Here is a 26,334-nt window from a genome sequence, read left to right on the forward strand (position 1 = left end):
CGGTGGGTAATTCGGCTGTTGCCTGAGAACTATTGCGGCATCTTAGTCTGTGTTTGCGCAAGGCTGCGCTCAATGTTGCCGTATCATAAGCCGTCGCAAACGTGAAATAGAAAGAAGGAATCCCATATGCAACTGGCAAATATCGTACGCGAGCGCTGGAAAGGCGTCTTGTTCTGCCTAATCATCGCCATTCCCGCGACGTTGCTCGGCAAACAAATTGAGGTGGTCGGCGGTCCGGTATTTGCCATCCTCTTTGGTATGGTCCTGGCGCTCGTCTTTCCCAAGAATCGTCGCGAACAGCTCGCCGCCGGCGTTACCTATACGTCCAAAAAAGTCTTGCAGTACGCGGTTATCCTGCTTGGCTTTGGCATGAACCTCTCCCAGATTCTGTCCAAGGGCGCCCAGTCGCTGCCGATTATCGTGGCGACAATCTCGACCTCGCTTGTCATCGCCTTTGTGCTCTGCCGCGGCATGAACGTGCCGGGCAAGATCGCGACGCTTGTGGGTGTGGGTTCGTCGATTTGCGGTGGTTCTGCCATCGCTGCGACCGCACCCGTCATCGATGCCGACGATCGCGAGATTGCCCAGGCTATTTCGGTCATCTTCCTGTTTAACGTTATCGCGGCGCTCGTGTTTCCGACGCTCGGCGGCATGCTCGGGCTGACCAACGAGGGCTTTGGCCTGTTTGCCGGCACCGCCATCAACGATACCTCGTCCGTAACGGCTGCGGCGAGCGCCTGGGACAGCATGCATCCCGGCGCCAATGTGCTCGAGAGCGCCACGGTGGTCAAGCTCACCAGGACGCTGGCCATTATTCCCATCACGTTGGTCCTCGCATGCTGGCAGATGCATCTGACTCGCAAGGCCGGCGGTGACGCCAAAAGCACGTTCTCGCTTAAACGTGCGTTTCCCATGTTTGTGCTGTTCTTTGTGCTGGCGAGCGTGATCACCACGGTGCTTCAGCTTCCTGCATCCATCACGGCGCCCATCAAGGAGCTGTCGAAGTTCTTTATTGTGATGGCCATGGCGGCTATTGGCTTTAATACCGATATCGTCGAGCTGGTCAAAAAGGGCGGCAAGCCCATCGCGCTGGGCTTTTGCTGCTGGATTGGCATTGCGTGCATGAGTTTGGGAATGCAGCACGTGCTGGGAATCTGGTAGAGAAGTAGCTTATTTGCGTGCTGCGTGCTGGTGAGCGCATCCTTACGGTGGAGCGATAGGAGCTCTTGCGGGTATGGCTTGTCCGCAGGTTTATAGGTCCCGAAGAGCTCTTATCGCCCCGCCAGGATGGCGATGCGGGGCAACACCTATACTCGCAGGACGGCGCTTTCTGCCCTATAGTGTTTGGTGAGCAATATCGTTCAATTTTGAAACACTCGGTCGTGCGACCGTCGGCGGTTGCACGTCGCCGCGGACAGGGGCAAATCATGGATAGCGATGCCAAGCTGAACATCTTGACCGATGCCCTAGCTGCTGCCGGGGCCTCGGCATTGGCAATCGATGCGCGTGGGGACGTCGCGATCTCGACCATGAATGACGCGGCGCTTGAGCGGGATGTGGCGGCTTTTGTAGCTGAGCGCCTCGACCGTATAGGAGGCGGTGCGCGTCTGGTTATGGGGCGTGAGGGTGCGCGCCTGAGCCTGACCGTTCGCCCCACCGACAAAGAGGGCGGGGGCCTTTGGGTCGTCGTGGTCCGCGAGGTGCGCGGCGCTGCGGCGCATGCGGGCATCGAGTGGCTCAACGCCGACGAGGTTGAGGCCCGCTACGAATCGAGCGCGTACGGCATCGTTGAGGGGGCGGCCTCGGTGGCTGCGCCGGTCGTCGAGAGCTACGCGCGCGGTGTGCCCCTTATGCTCGAGGGCGAGCTGGGAGCGGGCCAGGTCGAGATCGCCAAACGCCTCTATCTGGACGGTCCTTTTGCCGATCAGCCCTTTGTTTCCGTCGCGCTCGATGAACTCACCGATCGCGGTTGGCGCCATGTGCTCAAAAGCTCCGAATCGCCGTTGTTCCAAACGGGGCTGACCCTTTGCATTGAGGGCTGGAACGCGGTTGGCCCCCAGCGCCTCCGCGAGCTGGTCTCCACGATGACCGACACCGCGTTGGCGACGCGCTGCCATGTGGTGCTGACGGCGAATGACATGCCGGGCGGCAGCGAAAGTGATCAAGCCGCCTTTGTGACCGAGCGCTTCGCCTGTGCGGTGAGCGTGGCGCCGGCAATCGCCGAGCAGGGAGCCGCGTCGACGAAGGTTGCGCGCTATTTGGAATATCTCGCTGATGCATTTGGGACGGCAGCGCCCGCGCTGTCTGCCGCGGCGACGAAGACGCTCGATGCTTACCGCTGGCCGCGCAATTATCTGCAGCTCCGCGAGGTCTCGGAACGACTGTATATATTGGTGGGGACGGGCACGGTGGACCGCGCTGCGGCGGAGGAAGTGCTCGCCCAAGAGGACGTGATTAAGACCGCAACCTTTGGCGCCCCGACGCTCGAAAGTGACCTGTATATCCTGCGACCGCTGGCCGATACCGAGCGAGATATCGCGCATCTGGTTGTAGATCATCTCCACGGCAACCGAACCCGTGCGGCGGAGGTGCTGGGCATAAGCCGTACAACGCTGTGGCGCTTGCTGAAGGACGATGACCGTTGAGCGAGGCGCCCGTGACCGCGCGCGACGCGTGTGCTACAGTCCAAAGCGTTATTGTTTCGATTCGGTTACGGCGTGCGAGGGCATATGGCTGAGACTTCAAAACCGAGCCGCAGAAGGCGGAGTGCCGCGCCGGTCAACCGACGCACAACATCGATGACGTGGGGTAAACACGCCTCGGGGTTTGACGGCTCGTTCAAGCGCACTAAATACGGCTATCCTTCGGCAAGCGCCCGCTTGGCCATGCAGGCAGAGTCCTCGCTATGGGGCCGGAAACGCGTGGTGGGCTCAAAGCTCAAGCACGATGGAACGCTCGGTTACATCAGCCGCGGGGCGGCTCGCCGCAGCGGGCTCAATCCCGCCGGCTGGCATCGCTACGTGCCGATCGTGGCCGCCGTTGCAGTGATCGTCATCGCGCTCGCTGCGCTTGGCTACGCCGGCGGTGGCGCCAACTTGGACGCAATGTTTAAATCGCCCGAGCTCGCGCATGCAGGCACAGAAGTTGTCGAGGGCGCACAGACCCAGACGGGCGTTGCGCCCCAGCGCGGTATCGTCGCGGCGGCCTCCACCATCGCCGATGCGCAAAAGGACGAAGACAAGCAAGGCGACGACGCCGAAACGGCCCAGACGAACGAAACGACGACAACTCAAATATCAACATAGCTTGCCGGCAGAAGGGGACGTTCCTTTTCTGCCGGCAGTTTGGGACACTCCTGCGCTACTTGACGTATACCACGTTGTCGCGGCGCGGCTTTGCCTCGGGTAGCGTGTCCTCGGCATAGCCCAGAATGCAGTGACCGACACCGCGCAGGCTGCCGTCGGCGGGCAAACCCCAACTGGCCAGGAGCTCCAGGCCCTCGGGCGAGTCAAAGACCTCATGCGCGCGATGAATCCAGCACGAATCAACGCCCAGCGCATAGGCAGCGTTGAGCAGGTTGCCCATGGCGAGCGAGCCGTCTTCCAGATGTGTGGGCACGCTGCGGTCAACCAGCACCACCACAACGGTCTTGGCGCCATAGAAGGGGTCGCCGTTGCTGCCCATGACCTGGGCGTTGAGCTGTGAGAGACGCTCGACGGTCGCGGGGTCGGTGACGGCGACAAACGTCACCGGCTGGCGGCCCATGCCGCTCGGTGCATATTGGCCGGCTTCGATAATACGTGCAAGCTTTTCGGCCTCGACGGGACGATCGCTGTAGTTGCGGCAGCTGCGACGGTGAATGAATGCTTCGATAGTCTCCATGGTGTCTCCTTGCGGTGGCGTTGCAGATGCCCCGTTCATACCCGTCGGCCTCAAACGATAGACGGTCAATTGCCCGGCCAAAAGGATAGATTCCAATTGGGAAAGTAGGTTTGCATAAAAGTACCTTCAGAATGTGACAAACAAATGGGATGGTTAAACGTTTTATCCCGTCTACCCTGCGGTTTTTTACCACTTGCCTAAATGACGAACGCATAACCTTCGATAAAGGTTTTACTAAAGGAGTACCAACGTTTATCAATGCGCCGTGGTGGCGCCGGGCCAGGAGGTAACATCATGTTCCAGGCTGGAGATGTCGTCGAGACCGATTTCGAAGGATTTCTGAAGCTGCTGCGTTCCAAGACGCGCGCTTTCGTGTCGATCAACGATCACGAGTACTACATCACGCACACCGATGGCTATTGGCGTGTTCAGGATTGCGAGGCCCTCAACGACAAGGGCCACTTTACTGACTGTTCTGAGTTGGTCAACACGGTCTGCGAGGTCGTCGAGCTGCCGTGGATTGCCGGCAAGAGCCTGCATGACAGCTTCTCGGGCGCTACGGTCTATGAGGCCGTCGCCGCTTAACAGGCAATAAAACCCGATTTTCACGTGACCGCTGGCGCCGCCCCCGCGCCGGCGGTCTTTTTCTGCCGATAGGCCATAAAAGTGCACGCATTTGCGGAGAGGCTGTTGACGATAGTCAAAACTCGGACTAATCTAGAGACATAAAATTGGTCAAAAATCGGACAATCGAATGGTGGGATAGATGAATGGTGCGGTTAAACTGGTCGACTTCGACCGGTTGCTCAATGGACTCGACCATATCTATTCGGAGTTCTCGCGTGCCTGCGGCCTTTCGGACTGCGCTTACTGGATGCTCGTCGATACCAGCACGGCGGGCGGCAGTATTGCCGTAAGCCGTCTGACAAGCGAATGGTTCTACAGCAAGCAGACCATCAATTCGGCAATTAAAACCTTGACGGCGCGGGGCTTCGCAACGTTGGAGTTTGCCGAAGGCAGCCGTAAGAACAAGGTTGTGAGCCTGACCGAAGAGGGCAGGCGATTTGCCGAGCGTTATGCGCTGCCGGCACTCAAGGCCGAGCAGCGAGCCTTTGGCGCGCTTGAGCCATGTGAGCAGCGCGAGATTATGCGCTTGATCGGCAAATTCTCTCAGGTGCTCGGCGACGAGTGCGAGACATTTAAACAGCAGGTGGCAGCCGCAAGCCAGATGCAAGATCGACGTGAGGGGGAGTCGTGCGACTGTTAATGAGGTTTCTAAAGCCATATCGAGGGCTTGTCGCAGTGACACTGCTGGTGCTGCTGGTGGATAACGTCGGTACGCTGTTGGTTCCCACGATGCTGGCGAACATGGTCAACACCGGTATTACCACGGGCGATGTCGACTACATTTTACGCAACGGCCTATACATGTTTATCGCGACCAGCATGGCTAGCGGCGGCACGGTGCTGGGCTGCTATCTTTCGGCGCGCCTGGCCGCCAACGTGGCTTGCGATATCCGCAATGCCGTGTACGACAAATCGCTCGAGCTCGCGGCCAGCGATTTTGAGCGCTTTGGCACCGGATCGATGATCACGCGCTCGCTCAACGACATCAACGTGATTCAGCAGGCGATTCTGCAGACGATTCAGCTGGTGCTGCCCGTGCCGTTTTTGGCTGTGGCGGGCATCATCTTCGCCTGGTTTATCGATCCCGCCATGGGAACGCTGCTGGGCGTGGTCGTTGCGATTGTGCTGGTGGCGGCGGTCTTTACGGTTGCCAACGCGGCGCCGATTTTTATGCGCCTACAGGGCTTTATCGACCGCATGAACGTGGTGCTGCGCGAGAATATTGTGGGCGTGCGCGTCATCCGTGCGTTTAACAAGGAGCGCCACGAGGAACGGCGTCTGGACGAGGTGTTTAGCGAATACGCGGCCAATGCCATCAAGGTTAACCACCTGTTTGTGGGTCTTGACAGCTCCAGCTTCTTTTTGATGAACATCGCCGAGGTGGCGGTGCTGTGGGTGGGCGGCAACCGCGTGGGCGTCCATGCGATGCAGATTGCGAGCATCTCCGCGGTGCTCGAGTACGCAATCCTGATTCTGTTCTTTGTGATGATGGCGCAGATGGTGGTGCTAACGCTGCCACGCGCCGCGGCATGCCTAAGCCGTGCACAGCAAGTGCTGGAGATTGAGCCGAGCATCGTGGACGGCGAGCGTACGCTGGGTGACGGGGCGCCTGCCTCCGAGGACGATGCGGATGCTGTTGCCGTGTTCGATCATATGTCGTTTCGCTTTGACGATGCCGACGAGGACACCCTGTGCGACCTGAGCTTTGCCTGCCGTCGCGGTCAGACGACCGCAATCGTCGGCTCGACGGGTTCGGGCAAGTCGACGGTGGCCAAGCTCTTGCTGCGCTTCCACGATGCCACCAAGGGCGCCATTCGCCTGGACGGTGTCGATCTGCGCGAGATTTCGCAAGGTGAGATTCGCGGGCACATCGCCTATGTGCCGCAGAAGGCGTGGCTGTTCTCGGGCACCGTGGCAAGCAACCTTCGCTTTGGCAACGAAGACGCGACCGAGGCGGACATGCTTCATGCGCTCCAGGTTGCCCAGAGCACCTTTGTGCTCGATCAGCCGCAGGGGCTCGATACCCCGGTGGCGCAGGGCGGTACGAACTTCTCGGGTGGCCAGCGCCAGCGCCTGGCCATTGCTCGCGCGCTCATGAAGCATGCCGATTTATATATCTTCGACGATAGTTTTTCGGCCCTGGACTTTAAGACTGATGCCGCCCTGCGCCATGCGTTGCAAGACGAGACGCGTGACGCTGCGGTGCTCATCATCGCGCAGCGCATCTCGACGATCTTGCACGCCGACCAGATCGTCGTGCTCAAGGATGGCGAGGTTGTGGGTCTGGGCACGCATGGCGAGCTTATGGAAACCTGCGAGGTGTACCGCGCCATCGCGGAATCGCAGATGAAGGGAGGTGAGTAGCATGACCGAGGAGCTCAAGAAGCAGGGCGGCGTTGATGACGCCGCTGCCGCGGTACTGGTCGAGGAAACGGCTGCCGTGGCACCCGAGCTGGATGACGCCGCCAAGGCTGCAGCCGAGCGCGAGGCTCGCCGCCAAGCGCTCTACGAGGAAAACGAGCGCGCCGAGGACGAGCGCGCCCGCGCTGAGGCAGAGCGCATGCGCGATGTGGACGACGAGGACGAGGACGAGAAACCCCGCGACACCTGGGCGACGGTGCGCCGCCTGTGGAGCGAGGCTGCCGGCGACCATTGGCGCTTCTATATCGTGTTCGCGAGCATTGTGTTCTATGCCATCTTTAACACCGCCGCGCCGGCATATAGCGCCCGCGTGATCGATGAGCTGTGGGGCCACATTCAGGTGGCGTTTGCCAACGATACCACCTTCAACATCACCTGGGAGAACTGCGGCAGGACCATCTTCATCTACTTTATGATTTGGACGGCCGCTGCCTCGTTCTACGCGCTCCAGAGCTTTTTGATGTCGAGCGTCGCTGAGCGTCTCAATCTGCGCCTGCGCAACCGCATCGCGCAAAAGCTCAACCGTCTGCCGCTTGCCTTCTTTGACGCGCATCGTCCCGGTGAGGTCGTCAGCCGTGCGACCAACGACTTGGACAAGATGTCCGAGAGCATGCAGCGCGGCTTGCTGCAGCTTCTGGTGTCGATCGGTACCGTGGTGGGCGCTGTGATCGTGATGTTCGTGTTTAGCGTGCCGCTCACGCTCGTCTTTTTGTTCTTTATGACGCTGTCGCTGCTGGTGACGAAGGTCGTTTCGCGCCGCACGCACGATGTGACGGGCGAGCGCCAGGAGTGGGTGTCCAAGATTACGAGCGCGGTCGAGGAAGGCTATTCGGGCCGTTTGGTGATTCGCGCATTCAACCGCGAGCACCAGAGCTCTGCCGAGGTGCACCAGGCCTCGGGCGAGCTGGCGCGCGTGAGCACCAAGGCCGACTTTATGATCAATGCCGTCGGCCCCGCGGTGCGCTTTATCGGCCGTTTGGCGCAGATCGTTATTGCGCTTGTGGGCTGCAGCATGCTGGTTGCCGGTCACATGACCGTCGGCGTGTTCCAGGCGTTCTTCCAGTTTATTTACGAGGCGTCCGAACCCATGACGCAGCTGTCGTTTACCTTTAACTCGCTGCAGAGCGCGCTGGCGAGTGCGGAGCGCGTGTTCGACCTGCTCGATGAGCCCGAGATGGAGGCCGATCCGCTGCCGGACGAGGCCGCCAAGCTGCCGGGTCGCGTTGAGGGTCGCGTCTCCTTTGAGCACGTGCGCTTTGGTTATTCGCCCGACAAGCCGCTTATGCGCGACGTGTCGTTTACCGCCGAGCCGGGCCAGAAGATTGCCGTGGTGGGAACCACGGGCGCAGGCAAGACGACGCTCATCAACCTGCTCATGCGCTTCTACGAGATTGACGGCGGGCGTATTACGCTCGACGGCGTGGATACGAGCCGCATGGATCGCGGCGAGCTACGTCAGCAGTTTGGCATGGTGCTGCAAGACGCCTGGCTGTTCGACGGCACGATTGCCGAGAACATCGCCTACGGCTGCCCCGAGGCAACGCGCGAGGAGATTGTTGCGGCTGCGCGCGCCGCCCAGGTTGACTTCTTTGTGCGCACCATGCCGCAGGGCTACGACACGCGCGTGGCCAACGATGCCGAAAGCATCAGCCAGGGCCAGCGCCAGTTGCTGACCATTGCGCGCGTGCTGCTCAACAACCCGGCGATTCTCATCCTGGACGAGGCGACCTCAAGCGTGGACACGCGCACCGAGCTTGCTATCGGCCGCGCCATGGACGCGCTTATGCGCGGGCGCACGAGCTTTGTGATCGCGCATCGCCTGTCGACGATCGTGGACGCCGACCTGATCTTGGTCATGGACCACGGCAACATTATCGAGCAGGGCACGCATAAGGAGCTGCTCGCAGCCGAGGGCGCTTACGCCGACCTCTATCTGAGTCAGTTCGCATAATGTGACAAAGGGACAGTCCCGCATGTCACATCAAAAAAAGGCGCGCCGGGGATGAATTCCCTGGCGCGCCTTTGCGTTGATGCCGATGTCGTTTTGTGCCGCTTGCGTTCCTAGCGTTCGTCCACGAGCTTGGCGACGAGGGCCTTGAGCTCGGCCACCTCTCGCTCGAGTTCCTTGACGCGGCGGGCATTCTCGGTGATGCCCTGGCGGTTGAGGGCGGACTGCTCGGCGGCGTCATCGGGCATGTACTCGCGATGCTGCTTGGCGTCGAAACTCTCCTCGAACACACGGCAACCGTTGCGCTTGATGATGCGTCCCGGCACGCCCACGACGGTGCAGTTGTCGGGGACGTCCTTAACGACGACCGAGTTGCCGCCGATCTTGACGTTGTTGCCGATGCGGATGTTGCCGAGCACCTTGGCACCCGTGCCCACGGTGACGTTGTTGCCCAGGGTGGGGTGGCGTTTGCCGGTCTCGTTGCCGGTGCCGCCGAGCGTGACGCCCTGGTAGAGCACACAGTTGTCGCCCACAATGGTGGTCTCGCCGATGACGACGCCCATGGCGTGGTCGATAAAGAAGTGCTTGCCAATCTGCGCGGCAGGGTGAATCTCGACGCCGGTGATGTGGCGGGTGATTTGCGAGAGCACGCGGGCGAGCGAGCGATGACCGTGCTCCCACAGCCAGTGCTCGGGCACGTGGTTCCACTTGGCGTGCAGGCCAGGATAGGAAAGGAAGATGACCAGACCGTTTTGCGCGGCGGGGTCCTGCGCCTGGACGGTCTTGATGTCCTCGCGAATGGTATTGATAAAGCTCACCGGCCGCCCTCCCTTAGCGCCATGGCAATGCGATTCAATAAAGTATAGCGATTCGCTAGGGATTAAAAAGGACAATCTTGGCGGCTTTGCGCTACAAGTGTCAGTTATGCAAACTTGCTGGTAATGGAGTCATGCTTTTGTGGGGTTGCGCACGAGGGGACGCCGCAACCGTATACTGGTCAACTTGGACGTATCCGCGCCCACAACTGAGAGGTTTTACTTCATGGGTTTCATCAATTTTATTGCCGAGCTGCTTAAGGACCCGCGCACCGCGATCGCCAGCTGGATCGCCGCCGGCCCGCTTATGGCCTACGGCTGCGTGTTCCTGATCATCTTTATCGAGACGGGCGTGGTGTTCTTCCCGTTCCTTCCCGGTGATTCGCTGCTGTTCGCCTCGGGTTTCTTTGCCCACAACGGCGGCTTTAACATCGTGGCGCTTCTGGCCACCGCATGGGCCGCTGCCATTTTGGGCGATCAGTGCAACTTTATGATCGGCCACTTCTTTGGCCGCAAGATCATCGCCTCGGGCAAGGTAAAGGCCATGACGCCCGAGCGTATCAAAAAGTCCGAGGATTTCCTGGATAAGTGGGGCCATCTGGCCATCTTCCTCGGCCGCTTCTTCCCGTTCATCCGCACCTTTGTGCCTTTTATCGCCGGTATGGGCGGCATGCACTGGCGCAACTTTGTCATCTTTAACGTGCTGGGTGGTATTACCTGGTCGACGGTCTTTACGCTGCTGGGCTACTTCTTTGGCGGCATCCCCTTTGTGCAGGAGCACTTTGAGCTGCTGATTATCGGCATCGTCGCCGTGTCGATTATTCCGACCGTGGTCGGTCTGGTTAAGGCTAAGCTCGGTAAAAAGAACGCCTAGTCCGAGCTTGTTTTCGGACGTTAATTCCAGGGCCCGTCATCGGATTTGATGGCGGGCCTTTTGTGTTGAAGGCAAGTGAAAATACTTTACTTAGTTAAAGAAAAACGTTTTATCCAAGGCGTGCGGGGAGTACAATCACCTGCATGCGAATCGACGCGCCATCGGCTTTGATGCTGCCCGCGTGTCCTGCCCGGCCCTACGCTCCGGGCGTGCGACGTTGCGACGCGGCCGGCTTCGGTCCTTGCGTGCGGGTTCGCGAGTATGCAACCGTGTATGTAAGGAGCGACATATGACTGTCGAGAAGAAGGATATCGATTGGGGTAGCCTCGGCTTTGGCTACATGAAGACCGATTACAGCTACGAGGCCCATTGGAAGGACGGCGAGTGGGACGAGGGCGGCCTGTCCACCGACCACACCCTGCATGTCTCCGAGTGTGGCGGCATCTTCCACTACTGCCAGGAGGTCTTTGAGGGCCTGAAGGCCTACACCGCCGAGGACGGCAGCATCGTCTGCTTCCGTCCCGACATGAACGCCGAGCGCATGTACAACTCTGCCCAGCGCCTCGAGATGCCCCCGTTCCCCAAGGACAAGTTTGTCGAGGCCGTCAAGCAGGTCGTTTCTGCCAACGCCGCATGGGTTCCGCCCTTCGGCTCTGGCGCAACCCTGTATGTGCGTCCGTTTATGATCGGCTCCGGTGACGTAATCGGCGTGGCTCCCGCTCCTGAGTACACGTTCCGCATTCTCGTGACCCCGGTCGGTCCGTACTTTAAGGGTGGCCTCAAGCCCGTCAAGCTGCGCGTTTCCGAGTACGACCGCGCCGCACCGCACGGCACCGGCAACATCAAGGCCGGCCTCAACTACGCCATGTCCCTTAAGCCCACGATGGAGGCTCACCGCGAGGGCTATGCCGAGAACCTGTATCTCGACTCCGAGTCCCGCACCTATGTCGAGGAGACCGGTGGCGCCAACGTCCTGTTCGTGAAGGAGGACGGCACGCTTGTCGTCCCGCAGTCGCACACCGACTCCATCCTGCCCTCCATCACCCGCCGTTCGCTCGTTCAGGTTGCTCAGGACCTGGGCATGACCGTCGACCAGCGTCCCGTCGAGTGGGCCGAGGTCAAGGCCGGCACCTTTGTGGAGTGCGGCCTGTGCGGTACCGCTGCCGTTATCTCCCCGGTCGGCGAGATCGACAACAAGGTCTACGGTGCCGATGAGACCGTGACCTTCCCGGCTGGCTACACCGAGATCGGTCCTGTGATGAAGAAGCTTCGCGAGACCCTGACGGGCATCCAGTCTGGTGCTGTTGAGGATAAGCACAACTGGGTTTACACCGTCGCGTAAGCTGTCTTGTATGTCCGGTCCGAGGGCGACCTTCCTTTCCGGCGCGTCCTCGGACATGAAAGAACCCCCGCTGCGCACTACGTGCGGCGGGGGTTCTTTCGTCCTGCGGAGTGCGCCGGAAAGGAAGGTCGCCCTCGGGCCTGCGTTACCTCGGCGCTGCCGTTACGGGCAATATAGATCTGAATAAAGATGGTGCGCGGCCTATTGGCCGCGCTTTTGTTTTGGTTCGCGCCATGTGGGGGTGATGGCGACGTGCATTTTTGCGAGTATTCTGCAATCGAAGGCCCCTGCATACTGACCTCGGGCGAAAAAATCGGGATTTCTCGATGTTTTCTATGAATGATGGGCGGGGTTATGGGCTGACAGCGTTTGATTTGCGGGGATATTCGCGGTCTTTGGCATTTATCGTGGCGTCCGAAGCTCCTGGTTATGCTGAATACTCCCAAAAATGCACGGCGCCTTGAGGGGGACCTTCGTGACAAAGGAAACCGCCCCGTCGAAGTATGCATTTGACGGGGCGGTTTATGCATATACCCGATTAAGGATACGCTGCGGATCTGTTAGAACTTGACGGTCGGTGCCTGGCGGGCGGCTTCGGCGGCCTCGAAGCCCTGGCGCTCCTTAAACTGGAAGATGCCGGCAAAGATGACGGCCGGGAAGGTCTGGATGGCGTTGTTGTAGCTGAGCACGCAATCGTTGTAGCTCTGGCGCGCGTAGCTCACCTTGTTCTCGGTGTCCTCGAGCGTGGACTGGAGCTGCGTAAAGTTGGTGTTCGCCTTAAGGTCGGGGTAGGCCTCGGCCACGGCAAAGAGCTGGCGCAGGGCGCCGGTCAGCACGTTGTCGGCTTCCATCTTGGCTTCGGGCGTGGTGGCGCTTACGGCGGCGTTGCGCGCGTTGACCACGGCGGCAAGCGTGTCCTGCTCGTGTTTGGCGTAGCCCTTGACGGTCTCGACCAGGTTAGGGATCAGGTCGTTGCGGCGCTGCAGCTGCGTGTCGATGTTCTGCCAGGCGTTATCGATGCGATTGCGCTTGGTGACCATGTTGTTGTAGATGCCGGCGATGGCGCAGGCAATCACAACGACAACAACGATACCGATGATGACGGGAATCATGGTGTCTCCGTTTCGAATGGCCGCGGCGTCTTCCGCCGGCTGCCGTTGGTGTAACGCTACTAGTATACCCGCAACCTTTGGCGATACCGAACTTTCCGGTAAGCGTTATGTTTCCGCCAAGGTAAGGCCATTCGCCAGGGGGCGGGCGATACAGGTGTAAGATATGCGACAGATTAGTGAGCGTTGTCTTCTCCTTGAGGAGGGCGATATATATGGACCTTCGCATCAAGAAAACCTATCGGGCCCTGTTCGAGGCCTTTACTGAGCTGCTCGAAGAGCATCGGTTTGAGGACGTGACGGTTGCCATGCTGTGCGACCGCGCCATGATTCGCCGCACGACGTTCTACAAGCACTTTCGCGACAAGAACGATTACTTTGCCTTTTATATCGATGAGCTCATGTCGGGCTTGCCGCAAAAACAGCCCGATGAGGCCGGCGCGGTATCTGCCGAGGACGTGCGCGCGCTTCGGCACGCGATTTTGGACGATGCCATGGATTTGATTCTGACGCACGAGCGGCTCATGGATAACATTTTGGCAAGCAGCATGTCGGGCATGTTGACCAACGTTATTTGCGACCGCATTGCCCGCTCCATCCGCGAGCGTGTGATGAACGTGCTTGCCGAGGATGCCCTGGCCCCTGTGTCACTTGAGACGACGTCTGAGTTTGTCGCCGGCGGTATTATTCGACTTTTCACGATATGGTGGGAATCGGGCCACGATCTTGAGCGTCGACCCGAGATAGCCGACGTGGTCGATGCACTGTTTGAGCGGACCATGACACCGGTGAATCACTAAAGTGGCGGAGAGAGGGGGATTCGAACCCCCGGAACGCTCTCGCGCTCAACGGTTTTCAAGACCGCCGCATTCAACCGCTCTGCCATCTCTCCGTGAGTCGTAATGATAGCATCGTTTTGAATTTGCAACAGGGAAGGCGAACGATGACGATCACCGAAATCGACGAGAAGTTCATGCGCGAGGCGTTGGCGGAGGCGCGAGCCGCCGCGGCGGTGGGCGAGGTGCCCATCGGAGCCGTAGTGGTGCGCGACGGCGAGATCGTCGCGCGGGCGCACAATCGGCGCGAGCTCGATCAGGATCCTTCGGCTCATGCAGAGTTCGCGGCCCTGTGCGCTGCCGCTCGGTCGCTCGGTCGTTGGCGCCTTTCCGATTGCACGGTCTACGTGACGCTCGAGCCATGCTGCATGTGTGCGGGGCTTATGGTTAACGCGCGCGTGGGGCGCTGCGTGTATGGCGCGAGCGACGCCAAGGCGGGCGCGTTGGGATCCCTATACGATTTGAATGCCGACTCGCGCCTGAATCATCGGTTTAACGTGACGGCTGGGGTCCTGGCGGATGAATGCCGCGAGCTGCTGAGTGGCTATTTTGGCGGTCTGCGCGGAGCGGGCGGCGCTGATTGCGGTTGTGGGGCTGATCTTGAAGCACACGCCGCTCACGCCGCAGCGCTTACAGGTGCCAGTGAGGATGCTGGCGCGGCGGTTGACTTTGGTGCCGCATGCCGTCGGCCCCGCCGTGTGCTGCTGGCGATTGATTCCTTTAAGGGCAGCGTGTCGAGTGCGCAGGCGGAGGCGGCGGTTGCCGAGGGCATGCGCCGTGTGTGGTCCGATGCCGAGGTGTGTACATTGCCGCTGGCAGATGGTGGCGAGGGAACGCTCGATGCCGTTGCCGCGTGCGGCGGTGAGATTGTGACCTGCGAGGTGGCAGGTCCCTTGGGCAAGCGCGCGTCTGCCCGGATGCTGGTTGATGTCGAGTGCGAGTCGGCTGTAATTGAGATGGCCGAGGCGGCCGGCATTGGGTATTCGCCTTGTACGGAGTCGGCGGCGTTGGCGGCCACAACCTATGGCGTGGGCGAGCTCATGCTTCGCGCGGTTCGCATGGGCGCAAAGACACTCTATATTGGCTTGGGCGGCAGCGCCACCAACGATGGTGGCGCCGGTATGCTGCAGGCGCTGGGCGCGCGTGTGGTCGATGATCAGGGCTGTGATGTCGCCCCCGGTCTTGCGGGCCTTGAACACGTGGCGAGCGTTGATTTGGCGCCAGCGCTGCAGGCTTTGGATGGCGCTCGCATCGTTGTGCTTTCCGATGTCGAGAATCCGCTCGTGGGGCGTCGAGGCGCACTGGCGGTGTTTGGCGGGCAGAAGGGCCTGCCGGCGGATGATGTCGAGGCGCTGCGCAGATACGACGGCTGGATGGTCGGCTACGGTCGCCTGCTCGATGCGGCAATTTTCGAGGCGCGAGCCCAGGGGTTGTTGCGCACACCCGAGGGCGCACGGACATTTGGCTCGGTGCTCGGCGTGCCCGGCGCGGGCGCTGCCGGTGGCTTGGGCGCCGCGTTGCTGGCGCTCGGTGCGGAGCTGCGCTCGGGTGTAGAGACGGTGCTCGATCTCGTGGGGTTTGACGAGCGCGTGCGCGATGTCGACCTGGTCATAACAGGCGAGGGCAATATGGACGAGCAGTCCGCCGCCGGTAAGGCGCCGGTGGGTGTGGCTCGCCGCGCCAGGCGATATGGCAAGCCGGTGGTCGCCGTCGTGGGCGGCCGTGCTGACAACCTGAACGCGGTATATGAGCAAGGTATCGACTTGGTACTGCCGATCTGCCGCAAGCCCATGCCTCTCGACCAGGCGCTCAATCCTCAAGAAGCCACAACCAACCTCATCTTCGCCGGTGAGTCAGCCGCCCAAGCCTACGACCTCGCTCGCCTCTAAAACCCATCCCCTCGATAAGTTGCGGTGAAATACGGAGTGTTATTGCCTTTAAGGTGCCAATTCAGTCCGTATTCCACCGCAACTTCGAGAATGTCCATTCGAGGTTGGCTGCCTTGTGCCTTGGGTCGGACCGCCTGCCACGAAACGTGGCCATCTACTACGTTAAACCGGCCACCCTCGACCATTCCGGAATTTGCAAAAACAAAACCGCAGGTAGAAAGCTTGCCGATTTTCGAAAAAGTCGGCTATGGTTGACCCCTGTGGCCTAAACGTAGTAGATGGGCCCTTTCTGTGGTGCGGCACCAAGCCGGTCATTTTGGGATGGGACTATTTTGACTACTCATTGGCTGCTCTGGCAATCGGGCTGCAAAAGTAGTCAAAAAAGCTCCGTCCCAAATTAGCTACCTTGCTCTGGCGGGCGGGAGCAGGTAAGATATACCGAGCGCCTAGCGCGTTCGATGGGTTCGGATGACGACATGTTCCGAATCTGGTCAGGTCCGGAAGGAAGCAGCCATAAGGAGCCTCTGTCGGGCATCCGAATCCATCGAGCGCACGGGCTTTCTTTTTGCGCGGTTTTACCAAACCGCGCAATGCTCGACGCTGCGCGCCACCCAGAGCGACAATTTGTCATTCAAAAGGCAAGGCATGACCAGAAGGTCTATGCCTTGCCTTTTTCATGCCAACTTGTTCGCTCTGGGTGGCGCTCGCTGGCTTTGCCAAAACATCGATGGCTACGCGGTCCAGGAGGCGGCGAAGTGTTTGGTGTCTCGCTGGTCCTCGGCTGCGCCTGCGGGATCGCTCGACTACCAAACACCTCGCCGCCGGCCGGGCCCCGTCGTCCAAAAATCACCCGTAAAGGCGCGTTTATCTAATTTAATCTATCCCTTAAGGAATGCTGCTCGTTGGCGTTGTCTGGGCATTGATGGCTACGTGGTTCAAGAGGCGGCGGTGCTGTTGCTTGAATTTTTGCAGTTAAAGAGGCTCGTTTCCCTAGGTTGGGGAAACGAGCCTCTTTTTGTCTCTGGGCTTGTGGATTGGTGAAGGCAGAATGCTCTGGCGGCTATTTTGAGTTCTTGAGGCGGCGTGTGGCTGTGGCGGTTATTCCGAGTCCTGCGACGGCGATTCCTGCTAGTGCGATTGCGCTCGGCGTTGTGTCGCCTGTGTTTGCGAGCTTGCCGGCGGTCGTATTCGCTTGTTTGCCGTTGCCCGTGTTCGCCTGCTTGGAGGAGCTCGGTGCGGTGTCTTTGCCGGTCGCGGGCGAGCTGGCGGGCTGTGTCGTCTCGGCCGGTTGCGTCGAGCCGGAGGGAGGCGTCGTCTCGGTGGGTTGCGTTATCTCGGGCGAGGTGGCCTTGTCTGCCGCGGCCTTTGCCTCTTCGTATGCCTTGCAGGCGTCGTCATAGGCCGCTTGTGCCTTTTCCAAATCGCCGAGGAGCGCATCTCGCTTGGCTTTGGCCTCGTCGATCTTGGCTTTCATTCCCTTCGCCTCGGTTTCGTAACGCTTAAACCGCTCTTCCTGACGTTCGAGCTCGCTTCGCCGGTGCCTAAGCTCAATTTCCCAGGGTTCTACTTCTGCTTGCGCCATGCTGATCTCCCGACGCAACTGACTAAGAGCTTCGTAGGAAGCCCCGTCGCTGCGTGCCTTTTCATATTTTGTCTTAACCTCGCTTACGCGATTGTTGGCCTCGTCGTATTTGGCTTGGGCTGCATCGACGTTTGCTTGCATGGCGGGAAGGGGCTCCCTCCATTTGGCGGCTTCTGCCGAATATTTATCGTAGAACGGTTGAAGAAAGGCAATGTTATCATCAATTTTCGCAATTATCTCGGGACTGGCGGCGGCTTTTGCGGCTTCGAGGTTTTTGAGCGCTTCCTGCATGGCTGCATACGCTTTTTCTTTTTCGGCTGCCGCATCTTCCGTCTGCAAGGCGACCGCATCGACGGGGGAGCTGGTTTCTGCCGCGATCGCCGTTGCGGGGACAATTCCCGCGGCAAGTGCCACGGAAAGGGCGATGCCCATGGTTGCTCGTCTTGCTCTTCTTGCGAGAATGTCGTTCATCTCGGCACCTCATTTCAAGGGTCGGAGGCTATTTTGAGTTCTTGATGCGGCGGGTGGCTGTGGCGGTTATTCCGAGTCCCATGGCGGCGATTCCTGCTAGTGCGATTGCGCTCGGTGCTGTGTCGCCTGTGTTTGCGAGCTTGCCGGCGGTCGTATTTGCCTGTTTGCCGCTGCTCGTGTTCGCTTGCTTGGCGGAGCTCGGTGCGGCGTCTTTGCCGGTCGCGGGCGAGCTGGCGGGCTGTGCCGTCTCGGCCGGTTGCGCCGAGCCGGAGGGAGGCGTTGCCTCGGTGGGTTTCGTTATCTCGGGCGAGGTGGCCTTATCTGCTGCGGCTTTCGCCTCTTCGTATGCCTTGCAGGCGTCGTCATAGGCCGCCTGCGCCTTTTTCAAATCGTCGGTGAGCGCATTTCGCTTGGCTATGTCCTCGTCGATGTGGGCTTTGGCTTCCTCCGCCGCACTTTCGAAATGCTCAACCTGTCCTTCCTGGATCTCGAGCCTACGCCGATAGCTGTCAAGGTCCGATTTGCAAGATTTTTCTTGCCTTTCTGCCGACATGATCTCCGAACGCAACTGTTGAGCAGCTGCGTAATCTCCGTTGTCGTATGCCTTTTTTAATTCTGCCTGAAGCTTGCTTACCCGGTTGTGGGCCTCATCGTATTTGGCTTGGGCTGCATCGACGTTCGCTTGCATGGCGGGAAGGGGTTCCCTCCATTTGGCGGCTTCCGCCACTATCATGTCGTAGAGTTCTTGAAATGCGGCAATGTCATCATCGATTTCCGCAAGTTTCTCGGGACTTGCGGCGGCTTTTGCGGCTTCGAGGTTTTTGAGCGCTTCCTGCATGGCTGCATACGCTTTTTCTTTTTCGGTGGCCGCGTCTTCCGTCTGCAAGGCGACCGCACCGATGGGGGAGCTGGTTTCTGCCGCGATCGCCGTTGCGGGGACAATTCCCGCGGCAAGTGCCACGGAAAGGGCGATGCCCATAGTTGCTCGTCTTGCTCGTCTTGCTCTTCTTGCGAGAATGTCGTTCATCTCGGCACCTCATTTCAAGGGTCGGCGGCTCAACTTGGTAGCACTAAGGTAAGTATATCAGGCGGTTTACCTGCTCTTGAATCTCGCCAGAAATAACGAGCTGTTTACTCGTCTTTTGGGACGACAGTACTATCATGATTCGGATTGAGTGTGAATGATGATAGGGAGCGCCTATACATGATTGAGCTGCTCAGGCGTTTTGGTGGTAAGTTTCGCCGGTATATGGTGATTGGCCCTGCGTGTAAGCTGATCGAAGTGATCTTTGACCTGCTGACGCCGCTGGTGATTGCCCAGATGATCGATAAGGGTATTGGCGCACACGATGTCAACGCCGTCGTCCACTACGGTATGCTGCTTGGCGCCATGGCTGTGATCGGCATCTCGTTTACGCTCGTCTGCCAAAAGATGGCGGCGCTCACCTCGCAGGGCATGGGCACCGATATCCGCGGTGCGCTCTACCAGCACATCAACAAGTTGAGCTATGCCGAACTCGACCGCTTTGGCACGCCGTCGCTTATCACCCGCATCACCAACGACGTCAACCAGGTGCAGCTCGCTGTGGCGCTGGGCGTACGCATGCTCATCCGCTGGCCCTTCTTGGCGGTGGGCTCTATGTGCGCGGCCCTTGCCATCGACCTTAAGCTCGGCATGATCTTCTTGATCTGCACGCCCGCTATCGGCCTGGTGTTTTGGTTTGTCATGGCGCGCTGTATCCCGTACTACAGGCAGCTGCAGGCAAAGCTCGACCGCATTGCGCTTATCTGCCGCGAGGGCCTTTCGGGCGCCCGCGTGGTCCGCGCCTTTGTGCGCGAGGACCACGAGCGCGAGCGCTTTGCCCAAGCTGCCGATGACCAGGCCAATACTGCCATCGCGGTGGGCAAGCTCTCGTCGATCCTTAACCCCGTCACGTTTTTGGTGATGAACCTGGGCGTGTGCGCCATCCTGTGGGTGGGCGGCATCCAGGTCAACGTGGGCGAGCTCACGCAGGGCCAGGTCATGGCGTTCGTCAACTACATGACGCAGACCCTGACCTCCATCGTGTATGTCGCCAACCTGGTCGTGGTCTTTACCAAGGCGAGCGCCAGCGCGTCGCGCATCAACGAGGTGCTCAATTGCGAGCCGAGCATCACCGACGAGAACAACGAACCGGTCGCACTGCCCGAGCCGGGCAATGTCGCTCCAGTCCCCGCGCTGAGCTTGAGCCATGCGAGCTTTTCGTTTGGCGCGGGCGCGGCAAATGCCGTGAGCAATGTGACCCTGGAATTGCCGATGGGCAAAACGCTCGGCATTATCGGTGGCACGGGTAGCGGCAAGTCCACGCTCGTCTCGCTTATCCCGCGCCTGTACGATGCGAGCACCGGCAGCGTGAGTGTGATGGGCGCCGACGTGCGCACCTGGCCGCTCGACCAGCTGCGCCGTGTGGTCGCGACCGTTCCACAGCGTGCGTCGCTGGTGAGCGGCACCATCCGCAGCAACCTGACCTGGCGCGACGAGGCTGCGACCGACGAGGATCTCTGGGCGGCGCTCGACATGGCGCAGGCGAGCGAGTTCGTGCGCAACAAGCCGCAGGGGCTCGATACCCCGGTCGAGGCGGGCGGTAAGAACTTCAGCGGTGGCCAACGCCAGCGCCTGACCATCGCGCGCGCCCTGGTGGGCTCGCCTCAGATATTGATCATGGACGATTCTGCCTCGGCGCTCGACTTTAAGACCGACGCGGCGCTTCGCCATGCCATTCGCGAACGAAGCATGCGCGGTGCCACCGAGGGCGGGCTGCCACTGACCACGGTGATTGTGAGTCAGCGCGTCTCGACCGTGCGCGACGCCGATATGATCTGCGTACTCGACCACGGATCGGTTGCGGGTCTGGGCACGCATGATGAGCTGTACGCGACCTGCCAGCTCTATCGCGAGATTTGCCAGTCGCAGCTTCGCCGCGAGGAGCTCGAGGGTCAGCAGGGGAGTACGGCGCCCGCGCCCGCCCCAGGCGCCCCGACCGTCCCCACATCCGTCTGCGCAAAGGAGGGCTGCTAAATGAATCCGTACACTTCCTCCGGTTCGGTCGCCACGATGACGGCCAACGTGTCCGGCAACGATAGCCTCAACGACCTGGGAGACGGTCCGCGCCAGCCCGGCGATCCCGAGCGCTATCCCGTGGGTGCGGTGACCCGCCGCCTGCTGGGCTATGTCCGTCCGCACCGCGTCTCGTTTGCGGCATCGTTTTTGAGTGCCGCCGTCTCGGTGATTCTGCAGCTCTACACGCCCATTCTCATTGGCGAGGGCATCGACCTTATCGTCGCCGCCGGGCAGGTGGACTTCGATGCGCTGCTGCCGCTCGTTACCAAGCTCGCGATTGTCGTCGTAGGTGCTGCGGCCTTCCAGTGGCTGCAGGGCTATTGCGTCAACCGTCTGTCCTACGAGACGGTGCGCGACATGCGCGTGGAGGCGAGCGACAAGCTCAGTCGCATGCCGCTCAGCTTTATCGACGGCCATGCCCACGGCGACCTCATGAGCCGCGTGGTCAACGACGTCGACCAGGTGGGCGACGGTCTGCTGCAGGGCTTTACGCAGCTCTTCACCGGTGTTATTACCATCGTTGGCACGCTCGCGTTTATGCTCTCCATTAACCTGACCATGACGCTCGTGGTGGTACTCGTCACGCCGCTTTCCATTTTTGCAGCCGGTGCTATTGCCAAGCTTTCCAACAAAAGCTTTACGGCGCAGCAGCGTATTCAGGGTCAGCTTGGTGGTCATATCGAGGAGTATGTGGGCGAGCAAAAGCTTGTCGACGCCTTTGCCTATGGCTCGAACGCTCAGCAGCGCTTCGATGCCCTCAATGCTGAGCTCTACACCGCGGGCGAGTGCGCGCAGTTTATGGGTTCGCTCTCCAACCCCGGCACGCGCTTTATCAATAACATCATCTATGCCGTGGTCGCTGTGATCGGCTGCGTGGGCGTGATCACGGGCGTGCCCACGGCGCTTACGGTGGGCGGCGTGCAGATCTTCCTGTCCTACGCCAACCAGTACACCAAGCCGTTCAACGAGGTCACCAACGTCATTACGCAGATCCAGACCGCGTACGCCTCGGCGCGCCGCATGTTTGCGCTGCTCGATGCGCGCGAGCAGGAGCCCGACGCGTCGGACGCTGTAGAGCTTGCCGCCCCGCAGGGCGAGGTGACTTTTGAACACGTGGACTTTAGCTACGTGCCCGACCGCAAACTGCTGCAGGACATCTGCATCGAGGCCAAGCCCGGCATGCGCTTTGCCCTGGTCGGCCCCACGGGCTGCGGCAAGACGACGCTCATCAACCTGCTGCTGCGCTTTTACGATATCGATGCCGGTCGCATTGCGGTCGATGGCCGTTCCTCGCGTGACTACACGCGCGCAAGCCTGCGCCGCGCCTTTGGCATGGTGCTGCAGGACACTTGGCTGTTCGAGGGCACGGTGGCGGACAACATCGCTTACGGTTGCCCAGGAGCTACGCGCGAGCAGGTTGTCGAAGCCGCCAAGCGCGCTCATGCGCATAAGTTTATCGTGCAGCTGCCAGGCGGCTACGATACGGTCATCGGCGAGGACGGCGGCACGTTTAGCCAAGGTCAAAAACAGCTGCTGTGCATTGCGCGCGTCATGCTCACCGACCCGGCTATCTTGCTGCTGGACGAGGCGACCTCGAGTATCGACACGCGCACCGAGCTGCAAGTGCAGGCGGCATTCGACGAGCTCATGGCCGGTCGCACAAGCTTTGTCGTGGCGCACCGCCTGAGCACCGTCTGCAACGCCGACTGCATTCTGGTGATGCGCGACGGGCAGATTATCGAGCGCGGCACGCACGACGAGCTGCTAGCGGCAGGCGGCTTCTACGCCGAACTCTATCGCAGCCAGTTTGCCCAGTGAGCAAGCCCGTGGGGCAAATTAATCAATCGACAGACGGTGGTTTACATCTGTCACGTTAGTACTAAGATAGTCATCTAATAAATTGCATTAGTGGCTTTAGTTTTGGGGGATACGAGGCAACGTGACTATGACGTGCTCTTTGGTGGTTAACAGCAAGAGCGGTAATACCAGGATGGTTTCGGGCGCGATCAAGCGCGCTCTGCAGGCTGCGGGTGTTGAGTTTGTCCATGCCGCGGCGTTGAGCGACGATGCGGATGCAGATCAGGTTGCGCTCGAGGCGCAGGGCGCCTGCGCGGCCGACACGGTGCTCGTCGGTTTTTGGTGCGACAAGGGCGCGTGCACGCCTTCGGTCGCGACGTTGCTCTCCGCCTTGCACGGCAAGCGCGTCTTCCTGTTTGGCACCTGCGGTTTTGGCGCCGACCAGAGCTATTACCAGCAGATTATTGATCGCGTAACTTCTAATTTGGCTGGGGATGCCGAGCTTGCGGGCTGGGCGATGTGCCAGGGCAAGATGGGCCCCGCGGTCAAGCAGCGCTACGAGGCCATGCTCGAGCAAGATCCCGACAACGTCCGATTTAAGATGCTGCTCGACAACTGGGTTGCCGCGAAGGACCATCCCACCAAGGAAGATCTGGACAACATGGCTGCAGCCGCCAAAAAGGCCGTTTTGGGCGAGTAGACCGTCGCTTGCGGTGCCGCGCGTTCAATCGTACAAACGTGAAAGCCTCGAGATTCTCGAGGCTTTTTTCTTGACACTTGTGGACGCAACCGTGGCAAGCGTTTGGGGCGATATTTTCCATCACCCCGATGACGAGGCCGTCCTGGATGACACGCTCTCATGCGTTCGCTGGATGTATTCAGAGTGGGGCGGACTTTCCGGATGGATGGGGTTTCGGAAAGTGCGTCCCAGAATTCGCCTTTGGAATGGGATGTAGTTTCCGGTTGGGGGCTCTGGTGGAAAATGCGACCCGGAATTTGCAATCGGAGTGGGATGCAGTTTCCCAACGGGGCCGTAAGCGGAAACTGCATCCCATTCCAGACAAGAATTCCGGGACACACTTTCCGCAAACAAAGAAGGCCACATAACGTGGCCTTCAACTTATATATGTTCGGCGATACACCCAAGACAAGCCACGCCCCAACATCAGGGCGTCTGTCCGGGCGGAGGCATATAAGGTTCATCGCGAGTTCCGCACGCAAAGGGGGCCACTTAATGTGGCCCCCGTCTTGCGCAGGACTGTCCGAGCAGGGAACCTTATATGCCTCCGCCCGGACAGACGTTTCAGTTATGAACTCGCAGCTGGTCGCTACTTGATCTTGGTCGTACCCGGTGCCAGGTTGGGATCGGTCTCGTTGGCCTCGGTCTGGAAGTGCTCGGTGTACACGTTCTTGCCGTCGCGGAACATCTCGTAGTACTGCATCTTGGCGTAATCCTCGCGCGCCTTGGTGGCGGCTGCGGCATCGGCGTCGTCACCGGTGACGTTGGAGGAAAGCGCCCAGCGCAGGCTGGCGTCCTCGTAGCCCACGGAGTTGATAGCGGGCAGCGACTCGCGCAGCGTCACGTGCGCTTTCTGGTAGTCGGTCAGCGGCGCGCCGATTAGCTGCATGAGCTGGGTGGACAGGTAGTTGGTGGACAGGTCGTCGACCTCGCTTGTCTGGTCGCAGCCGGCAACGTCGTAGTTAGCCCAGATGATGTAGTCGGTCTGCCACAGGCGTTCCTGGTGGGTGGCGTCGTCCTCGTCGGTAAACCACTTATCGTTGAACTTGGACGGGAAGAACGGCTGGTGATCGCCCCAGAACACCACGACCACCTTGCGGTCGAGCTTGCTCAGGGCGTTGAGGAAGTAGCGAAGCGCCTGGTCGGACTGCTCGATGCACGAGACGTACTCATCGACATCGGATAGCGTGCCGTCCTCGACGGTCTTGGCGTCCAGGTCGGTCGTGTCGATGTTCAGGTGCATCTGCTTGTCGACCGGCAGCAGGCCCGTATCGTAGCCCGAGTGGTTCTGCATGGTCACGTCGAAGATAAACTGCGGATCGGCGTTCTGGTCGAGCAGCTCAAGAATCTTGTCGTAGGTAGCCTGGTCGGTCACCATGCCGCGCAGGGTATCGGCGCCCTGGAAATCGTTGATGGACAGGAACTGGTCAAAGCCAAAGTCCTTGTAGACGTTCTCACGGTTCCAGTTGGTCGCGTGGTTGGGATGCATGGCCGTGGTGGAATATCCGAGCGACTTGAACTGCTCGGCTAAGTTCCCGGTCGTCTCCATGTTGTAGATGGTGTAGGGGTACACGCCCGAGCCCAGGTTGGCCATGGAGTTGCCGGTCATAAACTCAAACTCGGTATTGGCGGTACCGCCGCCGTAGGCGCTCACATAGAGCTTGCCGCGGCTGAGGCAGTCGGACAGGTTCTTAAAGTACTGCGGACCCTCGTAGCCGGCGCGCATGTTCTGGTAGATCGACAGATCCGAGAACGTCTCGTTCATGATGGCGATGACCGTGGGCTTCTCGCTGTCGAACTGCTCCTTTGCGGCGGCGCGCTCGTCGCTCTTGGCCGCGTCGGACTTGTCGTAGGCCTTGGCGTACTTTTTGAGCGTGGCCTTGGCATCGTCGACGGAGTAGTCGGCGGGTTTGGGCGGCTTGATGGACTGTGCCGCACTAATAAAGGCAGGCAGGTAGCCCTCGCGCCAGTAGCTCTCGAGAGGGCGCCAGGTATAGACGGTGATGCCGAGGGTGTTGTAGTAGTCGATGAGGGTGACGTGCGCGGTCACACCGCCCAGGCACAGCACGGCGACGAGCAGGTTGGTGAGCAGCATGCGCTTGGCGTTGGCGGCGCCCTTCTGACGGTGCGGTGCCACCAGGCCGGCGTACTCGCACAGCAGCATGGCGATGGCGGTAAAGCCCATGGACAGCACGCAGAACAGCGAGATCGAGAAGGTGTAGCCGGTGCCGGCGACCGCGGCGGCGGTGGAGATGGCCGAAAGGTCGCCCGGCTGGATGGGCATGGATTTAAACGTGATGACGAAGAACTCGGCAATGCCCAGGACAAAGAGGGCAAAGGCCAAGACCGCGGGGGCTGCGCCGTGGCGCTGGAACAGGAAGAACAGGCCGACCATGAGCGTGGTGATGATGGCCCACTCGAGCAGGATGCACAGGGGGTAGACCCAGGTAAAGTCGTGGTTGGACGAGACCTCCATGCCCAGCAGCGCAAAGACGCCGGCGAGCAGCAGGCACAGGACGGCGGCGACGAGCGGTTTACCCACAAAGGCTCCGCGCGGGCGGGCGAGCTTGCCGGTGGGGGCGGGGGCGTCGGGCCCGGCGAACGCAAAGACGCGCGGGGCGATGCGGTCGCGGGCGATGCTGGCCCAAGCGCAGCCGGTGAGGATGGCGTTGGTCAGGATGAGCATCACGAAGGCGAGCGGCTCGTTCTGCGCGACGAGGCCAATAGCGCCCCAGACGGTCAAAAAGAGCTGGAACAGGCCAAAGGCGACGCTCCAGGCGAAGGCGCCCTTGGCAACGGTGCCCGACTGAGCGCGAATGGCCTTGGCCTCGCGCAAGACAAGGTAGACGGTCGCCGCAAGACCGACGAGCGAGATGGCGGCAGCGAACATGCTGAGACTCCT

At 60.3% G+C, this 26,334-nt stretch carries 20 protein-coding genes, 1 tRNA gene and 1 other RNA gene; 15 read left to right on the top strand and 7 right to left on the bottom strand.

All coding sequences use genetic code 11. The features are described from left to right. The first annotated feature begins 126 nt into the window (after positions 1–126). From AAAX77_RS04815 to AAAX77_RS04825, 3 genes are all read left to right on the top strand, one after another. Complete coding sequence (locus tag AAAX77_RS04815; protein ID WP_349105041.1) at positions 127–1,161, top strand: YeiH family protein; 1,035 nt, start codon at positions 127–129, stop codon at positions 1,159–1,161. Positions 1,162–1,427: 266 nt separating this feature from the next. After that, the gene (locus AAAX77_RS04820; protein WP_349105042.1) at positions 1,428–2,645 is read left to right on the top strand and encodes a helix-turn-helix domain-containing protein; all 1,218 of its coding nucleotides are present in this window, start codon (positions 1,428–1,430) and stop codon (positions 2,643–2,645) included. Between the two features lie 84 nt (positions 2,646–2,729). Next, positions 2,730–3,305, top strand: a complete 576-nt coding sequence (locus AAAX77_RS04825) for a hypothetical protein (RefSeq protein ID WP_349105043.1) — start codon at positions 2,730–2,732, stop codon at positions 3,303–3,305. Positions 3,306–3,360: 55 nt separating this feature from the next. On the opposite strand, the gene AAAX77_RS04830 is transcribed toward AAAX77_RS04825, so the two are convergent. Continuing rightward, a complete protein-coding gene (locus tag AAAX77_RS04830; protein WP_349105044.1) occupies positions 3,361–3,882 on the bottom strand; it encodes a nitroreductase family protein in 522 nt (173 codons plus the stop codon). Positions 3,883–4,176: 294 nt separating this feature from the next. Between AAAX77_RS04830 and AAAX77_RS04835 the strand changes: the two genes are divergently transcribed. The 4 genes from AAAX77_RS04835 (at position 4,177) to AAAX77_RS04850 (ending at position 8,881) form a co-directional block, all read left to right on the top strand. Further along, complete coding sequence (locus AAAX77_RS04835) at positions 4,177–4,467, top strand: hypothetical protein (RefSeq protein WP_006235631.1); 291 nt, start codon at positions 4,177–4,179, stop codon at positions 4,465–4,467. Positions 4,468–4,648: 181 nt separating this feature from the next. Then, a complete protein-coding gene (locus tag AAAX77_RS04840; protein ID WP_349105045.1) occupies positions 4,649–5,149 on the top strand; it encodes a MarR family winged helix-turn-helix transcriptional regulator in 501 nt (166 codons plus the stop codon). 35 nt (positions 5,150–5,184) lie between these two features. After that, on the top strand, positions 5,185–6,873 hold the full coding sequence (locus tag AAAX77_RS04845; protein WP_349105046.1) for an ABC transporter ATP-binding protein: 1,689 nt from the start codon (positions 5,185–5,187) through the stop codon (positions 6,871–6,873). A 1-nt stretch (position 6,874) separates the two neighbouring features. Continuing rightward, positions 6,875–8,881 carry an ABC transporter ATP-binding protein gene (locus tag AAAX77_RS04850; protein ID WP_349105047.1) on the top strand — a complete coding sequence of 669 codons (2,007 nt, stop codon included), beginning with the start codon at positions 6,875–6,877 and terminating at the stop codon, positions 8,879–8,881. Positions 8,882–8,991: 110 nt separating this feature from the next. Here AAAX77_RS04850 and cysE read toward each other — a convergent pair whose 3' ends face one another. Further along, a complete protein-coding gene (gene cysE, locus AAAX77_RS04855; RefSeq protein ID WP_035138740.1) occupies positions 8,992–9,696 on the bottom strand; it encodes a serine O-acetyltransferase in 705 nt (234 codons plus the stop codon). A gap of 223 nt (positions 9,697–9,919) precedes the next feature. On the opposite strand from cysE, the gene AAAX77_RS04860 reads away from it, so the two are divergent. Both AAAX77_RS04860 and AAAX77_RS04865 read left to right on the top strand, forming a co-directional pair. Further along, the gene (locus tag AAAX77_RS04860) at positions 9,920–10,567 is read left to right on the top strand and encodes a VTT domain-containing protein (protein ID WP_346978742.1); all 648 of its coding nucleotides are present in this window, start codon (positions 9,920–9,922) and stop codon (positions 10,565–10,567) included. Between the two features lie 289 nt (positions 10,568–10,856). Beyond that, entirely contained in the window at positions 10,857–11,909 is a 1,053-nt protein-coding gene (locus tag AAAX77_RS04865) for a branched-chain amino acid aminotransferase (protein WP_349105048.1), read from the top strand. A gap of 560 nt (positions 11,910–12,469) precedes the next feature. Here the strand turns inward: AAAX77_RS04865 and AAAX77_RS04870 are convergent. After that, positions 12,470–13,021: a LemA family protein gene (locus AAAX77_RS04870; RefSeq protein ID WP_349105049.1), complete on the bottom strand. Its 552-nt coding sequence runs from the start codon at positions 13,019–13,021 to the stop codon at positions 12,470–12,472. Positions 13,022–13,233: 212 nt separating this feature from the next. Between AAAX77_RS04870 and AAAX77_RS04875 the strand changes: the two genes are divergently transcribed. Further along, entirely contained in the window at positions 13,234–13,818 is a 585-nt protein-coding gene (locus AAAX77_RS04875; RefSeq protein ID WP_349105050.1) for a TetR/AcrR family transcriptional regulator, read from the top strand. A gap of 2 nt (positions 13,819–13,820) precedes the next feature. On the opposite strand, the gene AAAX77_RS04880 is transcribed toward AAAX77_RS04875, so the two are convergent. Continuing rightward, positions 13,821–13,910: transfer RNA gene (locus AAAX77_RS04880), tRNA-Ser, on the bottom strand. Positions 13,911–13,961: 51 nt separating this feature from the next. On the opposite strand from AAAX77_RS04880, the gene tadA reads away from it, so the two are divergent. Then, the gene (gene tadA / locus AAAX77_RS04885) at positions 13,962–15,743 is read left to right on the top strand and encodes a tRNA adenosine(34) deaminase TadA (RefSeq protein ID WP_349105051.1); all 1,782 of its coding nucleotides are present in this window, start codon (positions 13,962–13,964) and stop codon (positions 15,741–15,743) included. 455 nt (positions 15,744–16,198) lie between these two features. Further along, an RNA gene (ffs, locus tag AAAX77_RS04890) (signal recognition particle sRNA small type) lies at positions 16,199–16,294 on the top strand. A gap of 509 nt (positions 16,295–16,803) precedes the next feature. On the opposite strand, the gene AAAX77_RS04895 is transcribed toward ffs, so the two are convergent. Together AAAX77_RS04895 and AAAX77_RS04900 are read right to left on the bottom strand one after the other, a co-directional pair. Next, positions 16,804–17,796 (bottom strand): LPXTG cell wall anchor domain-containing protein, encoded by a 993-nt coding sequence (locus tag AAAX77_RS04895; protein WP_349105053.1) that lies wholly within the window; start codon positions 17,794–17,796, stop codon positions 16,804–16,806. A gap of 28 nt (positions 17,797–17,824) precedes the next feature. Next, positions 17,825–18,823 (bottom strand): LPXTG cell wall anchor domain-containing protein, encoded by a 999-nt coding sequence (locus AAAX77_RS04900; protein ID WP_349105054.1) that lies wholly within the window; start codon positions 18,821–18,823, stop codon positions 17,825–17,827. A 177-nt stretch (positions 18,824–19,000) separates the two neighbouring features. On the opposite strand from AAAX77_RS04900, the gene AAAX77_RS04905 reads away from it, so the two are divergent. From AAAX77_RS04905 to bilS, 3 genes are all read left to right on the top strand, one after another. Continuing rightward, positions 19,001–20,854: an ABC transporter ATP-binding protein gene (locus AAAX77_RS04905; RefSeq protein WP_349105055.1), complete on the top strand. Its 1,854-nt coding sequence runs from the start codon at positions 19,001–19,003 to the stop codon at positions 20,852–20,854. Beyond that, complete coding sequence (locus AAAX77_RS04910) at positions 20,855–22,714, top strand: ABC transporter ATP-binding protein (protein ID WP_349105057.1); 1,860 nt, start codon at positions 20,855–20,857, stop codon at positions 22,712–22,714. A 127-nt stretch (positions 22,715–22,841) separates the two neighbouring features. Beyond that, entirely contained in the window at positions 22,842–23,393 is a 552-nt protein-coding gene (gene bilS, locus AAAX77_RS04915; protein WP_349105058.1) for a flavodoxin family protein BilS, read from the top strand. A 628-nt stretch (positions 23,394–24,021) separates the two neighbouring features. Here the strand turns inward: bilS and AAAX77_RS04920 are convergent. Then, the gene (locus AAAX77_RS04920) at positions 24,022–26,322 is read right to left on the bottom strand and encodes an LTA synthase family protein (protein ID WP_349105060.1); all 2,301 of its coding nucleotides are present in this window, start codon (positions 26,320–26,322) and stop codon (positions 24,022–24,024) included. Between the last annotated feature and the right edge of the window lie 12 nt (positions 26,323–26,334).

Source organism: Collinsella sp. CLA-ER-H6, assembly GCF_040092305.1.
Lineage (GTDB): Bacteria > Actinomycetota > Coriobacteriia > Coriobacteriales > Coriobacteriaceae > Collinsella.

Bases quoted from the DNA above. Each gene is read 5' to 3' on its own strand.
- AAAX77_RS04815 (WP_349105041.1), top strand. From the start codon at position 127: ATGCAACTGGCAAATATCGTACGCGAGCGCTGGAAAGGCGTCTTGTTC.
- AAAX77_RS04820 (WP_349105042.1), top strand. From the start codon at position 1,428: ATGGATAGCGATGCCAAGCTGAACATCTTGACCGATGCCCTAGCTGCT.
- AAAX77_RS04825 (WP_349105043.1), top strand. From the start codon at position 2,730: ATGGCTGAGACTTCAAAACCGAGCCGCAGAAGGCGGAGTGCCGCGCCG.
- AAAX77_RS04830 (WP_349105044.1), bottom strand. From the start codon at position 3,882: ATGGAGACTATCGAAGCATTCATTCACCGTCGCAGCTGCCGCAACTAC.
- AAAX77_RS04835 (WP_006235631.1), top strand. From the start codon at position 4,177: ATGTTCCAGGCTGGAGATGTCGTCGAGACCGATTTCGAAGGATTTCTG.
- AAAX77_RS04840 (WP_349105045.1), top strand. From the start codon at position 4,649: ATGAATGGTGCGGTTAAACTGGTCGACTTCGACCGGTTGCTCAATGGA.
- AAAX77_RS04850 (WP_349105047.1), top strand. From the start codon at position 6,875: ATGACCGAGGAGCTCAAGAAGCAGGGCGGCGTTGATGACGCCGCTGCC.
- AAAX77_RS04860 (WP_346978742.1), top strand. From the start codon at position 9,920: ATGGGTTTCATCAATTTTATTGCCGAGCTGCTTAAGGACCCGCGCACC.
- AAAX77_RS04865 (WP_349105048.1), top strand. From the start codon at position 10,857: ATGACTGTCGAGAAGAAGGATATCGATTGGGGTAGCCTCGGCTTTGGC.
- AAAX77_RS04870 (WP_349105049.1), bottom strand. From the start codon at position 13,021: ATGATTCCCGTCATCATCGGTATCGTTGTTGTCGTTGTGATTGCCTGC.
- AAAX77_RS04875 (WP_349105050.1), top strand. From the start codon at position 13,234: ATGGACCTTCGCATCAAGAAAACCTATCGGGCCCTGTTCGAGGCCTTT.
- tadA (WP_349105051.1), top strand. From the start codon at position 13,962: ATGACGATCACCGAAATCGACGAGAAGTTCATGCGCGAGGCGTTGGCG.
- AAAX77_RS04895 (WP_349105053.1), bottom strand. From the start codon at position 17,796: ATGAACGACATTCTCGCAAGAAGAGCAAGACGAGCAACCATGGGCATC.
- AAAX77_RS04900 (WP_349105054.1), bottom strand. From the start codon at position 18,823: ATGAACGACATTCTCGCAAGAAGAGCAAGACGAGCAAGACGAGCAACT.
- AAAX77_RS04905 (WP_349105055.1), top strand. From the start codon at position 19,001: ATGATTGAGCTGCTCAGGCGTTTTGGTGGTAAGTTTCGCCGGTATATG.
- AAAX77_RS04910 (WP_349105057.1), top strand. From the start codon at position 20,855: ATGAATCCGTACACTTCCTCCGGTTCGGTCGCCACGATGACGGCCAAC.
- bilS (WP_349105058.1), top strand. From the start codon at position 22,842: ATGACGTGCTCTTTGGTGGTTAACAGCAAGAGCGGTAATACCAGGATG.
- AAAX77_RS04920 (WP_349105060.1), bottom strand. From the start codon at position 26,322: ATGTTCGCTGCCGCCATCTCGCTCGTCGGTCTTGCGGCGACCGTCTAC.